The following is a 3,376-nucleotide window of genomic DNA, read 5'->3' as shown; positions in this document are numbered from 1 at the left end:
GCTAATTATAAATTATACAGAGGTAGCAGCGGCTAAGTCTGGGTACTGGCAGTGCGGGACGGTGCTATGGCGATTTGATTACCCTATTCAGAAATCTTTGTCAAGTACAATTTATACCAAATTAGATGAGCTTACCCTGCTATTTTATCAAAAATAATCAATAATTGGCAAGTCACAAATCAAAGTCGTAATCTTGAGTTTTTAATTTCGTGGGGACTTGGTCTTGTTTTCAACACGATAGCAATTCAAAAGCTCTTTACCCAAGGAACTGCTGAAAGTCTCAGATTATATATGAAACCTGAGATGTCATACAATTGGCGTCAACTGACAACTTATTTATCAAGCTTGAATTTTTTGGGGCTAATTCCAGCCGCATTAATTTTAACAGTTATTTTATTTTTTCTCTTACATCTATTTTCCCTTCGTAAATTTTTGAGAACATTATTGATTGAGAATATAATTTTTATTGGAATTTTAGTAACGGTTACATCAGTTGCTTGGAGTCTGGTTTATACTGATCCATCTAACTACCATTTTAATGCGTTTCTCTTCCCATTAGCGGCCATTAATAGCGATTCCCCTTTTATTCCTCTTGTTGATGATGGGTTTAAAACTTTATATGGCGGATATTATCTTTGGCTTGGCCTACTATCACGATTAATGGGAAATAGTCTATTGTCTATTAAAATTGTTGTATGTAGTTTGATTGCTCTTCAGATTATTCTTTACTATTTAATAGTTAAAGCTATTTACAAAAATCCGTTGTTCAGAATTTTGGTATTCATCAGCTGCCTATTTTGGAGTTATTTTTATTTTAGGGTAGTAGGAGGAGATTTATACTTTCAATATTTTCCTTTAAGAACTTTATTTCCTTGTCTTTTACTGGTCACTTCGTTCTATATATCTGAAAGAAAATTTTTCGATAAAGCTAGTTTTCCTCTGGGATTTTTAACAATTAACTTACGAGATTTGCTTCTAGATTTTACAGTGGCAATGGCTCTATTAAGTAATTTTGATTCTGGTATATGTGTCTTGATTATGTATTTCTTTATTTACATTTGGAATGAGTTTAAAGTAGATGGTTTTAGCGCAAAGACCATGATTAAAAAATTAACAGGATTTAGTATAAATTTTATAATTATCATTTTCATAATTATTTTTGGCTTTAGAATTATTGCTGGAGAATTTATCAATTTTTATAATTATATAGGTTTTACTTTTAAATTTGGCTCTGGCTTTATGGGTTTGCCTTTTCCAGATAATATGTGGATGATGTTTATGGTCGTTTACGGTTTTAATATCATACAATCTTTTCAGAGTTCTATTGAGGATAAAAACGCTAAGTATCGTTTTGTAATTGCCATCTGGGGAATAGTTAGCCTCTTTTATTTTGTCAATAGAAGTCATCCTGGGAATTTGTTAGCTGTATCACTTCCCTTCTTTCTTTCCTATGGTTGTTTGATTGATTATGCCTTTAGTTCTTATCGAAAAAAATGTCTGAATCTGAACCAGAATTGATGCAGAATAAAATGGCATTTAGGGAGTTTTTACCAATCTTATTGCCCGATTCGTTTGATTTGTTAAGGCTCTCCCTTATCAGTGTATTAGTCATGCCCTTTATTATTATCTCCCTAATCGCTTGTGTAAAATTTATCCCCGCAACGATATCCAATTTTCAACGCCCTAAAAGCTATTCGCAAATGTCTGCTTTAGCCAGCTTGTCTGAGAGAGTGGCTACATTAGAAAAGCAACTAAACCGTCCATCAATTCTAATTTCCGATTGGGTTGAATCATACTATTATCTTGACAAAAACAGAAAAGTATTGTTCTATCCCGAGATAACTTCTATTTTATCTGGGGATAATTCTTTTCAGCCCCGTTTTATTGACGCTCTCAATAAATTCAATCCAATTGTCACCCTATGTCCCATAAATGTACCTGTCATAAAAGAAAATCTTCATGGCACTTTTTTACAATTACTCTATCAGAATAATTATCAACTTGTAGAGTCAGGGAAAAACATAGATGACCGTATCCTGAAAAATTGTAAGATTTACATAAAAGATTAGAACTGTAATAGAGTCAGAGAATCTTGACAAAATCCCATAACCTAAAACGAGCCGAGCGCTTGGCGGCAAAATTAAGAGCGCAATTGGGTTGACATTGACAATGGTTTATGATAAGAAAGTGGCATCAGTTGTTCACCCCAACCAACCAATGGCTCAAGAAACCCTCCTAATTGCAGCTAACCCACTAGGGATCAAGCTACCACCGACCCAAGATGAGCTACCTTCTGATGATGGTATTCCCATGGAAACCCAGCGACACGGACTGCAAATGCAGTTATTAGTCAGACCTCTCTCCCGGTGGTTAAAAAACCAAGGACGAGAAGCGTTTGTCGGAGGCAATATGTTTGTTTACTTTAGCCCCAATCAAGTGCGGAACGAGGATTATCGCGGACCTGATGTATTTGTCGTTGTGGACGTGCCTCGAAGAGAAAGGAAAAGCTGGGTCGTCTGGGAAGAAGAAAAAGCTCCTGATGTGGTGATTGAGTTGCTTTCTGAGAGTACAGCCAAAAAAGATAAAGAAGAGAAAAAGCTTATCTATCAGAATCGTTTGCGGGTGACAGAATACTTTTGGTATGATCCCTTTGACCCAGAAGATTTAGCGGGACATCGCTTAGAAGGGGGTGTTTATAAATCTTTAAACCCAGATGCTCAAGGCAGGTTCAGCAGCGAAATATTAGGGCTAGTGTTAGTGCGGTGGCAGGGAATTTATGGGGATGAACAAGAGCCGATTACTTGGCTACGTTGGGCAACAGCAGAGGGGCAATTGCTCCCCACCATAGAGGAGTTGGCCGAGCAGGAAAAGCAACGGGCTGAACAGGAAAAGCAACGAGCCGAACGCTTGGCAGCAAAATTAAGAGCGCTAGGAGTTGAAGTTGATGATAGTGTATGAACTAATTGCAGGCATTGTCCACCTACAGGTCTATTTTATAATTAATTTAATGCACCTACTTAGTTGCGGGCAGTTTATGAGAGCTTATTAAATATAGAAAGGACTGTTTACGACAATGACACCATCTGCTATTGATTTACCGACAAAATCAACGATAATCACTTGGGAAAAACTGCCAGAAGATTTCATTCTACCTGACGAACCTGTGGACAACAACTTGCAACCCCTATTAGCAGCAGCTTTACGGGAATCCCTAGAATTAGCAGGACTAATTCTAGAATCGATGCTAATTGCCTCTAATTTTGGCTTGTGTGCTACCGTTAAAACTCAAACAGTTGTCAAAGCACCTGATTGGGTTTATATTCCCTCGGTAAAACCGATTCCTAGCGGAAAAATTCGGCGCAGTTATACTCCCCAT

At 37.1% G+C, this 3,376-nt stretch carries 3 protein-coding genes and 1 pseudogene; all 4 read left to right on the top strand.

The window, feature by feature from the left end:
- Positions 1 to 303: 303 nt before the first annotated feature.
- Positions 304 to 1,518: a hypothetical protein gene (locus O9295_RS05485; protein WP_288032242.1), complete on the top strand. Its 1,215-nt coding sequence runs from the start codon at positions 304 to 306 to the stop codon at positions 1,516 to 1,518.
- A complete protein-coding gene (locus O9295_RS05480; protein ID WP_288032240.1) occupies positions 1,494 to 2,069 on the top strand; it encodes a hypothetical protein in 576 nt (191 codons plus the stop codon). The genes O9295_RS05485 and O9295_RS05480 overlap by 25 nt, the downstream gene beginning before the upstream one ends.
- Positions 2,070 to 2,217: 148 nt before the next feature.
- The gene (locus O9295_RS05475) at positions 2,218 to 2,958 is read left to right on the top strand and encodes a Uma2 family endonuclease (RefSeq protein ID WP_288032238.1); all 741 of its coding nucleotides are present in this window, start codon (positions 2,218 to 2,220) and stop codon (positions 2,956 to 2,958) included.
- A gap of 115 nt (positions 2,959 to 3,073) precedes the next feature.
- Positions 3,074 to 3,376 (top strand): annotated as a pseudogene (locus tag O9295_RS05470) (hypothetical protein); the annotation flags it as partial.

Origin of the sequence: Microcystis sp. LE18-22.4A, from assembly GCF_027531105.1 — a bacterium.
Taxonomy (GTDB): Bacteria; Cyanobacteriota; Cyanobacteriia; order Cyanobacteriales; family Microcystaceae; genus Microcystis; species Microcystis aeruginosa.
The sequence above is the reverse complement of the archived record's forward strand: the minus strand, read 5'-3'. Positions and strand labels throughout refer to the sequence as shown.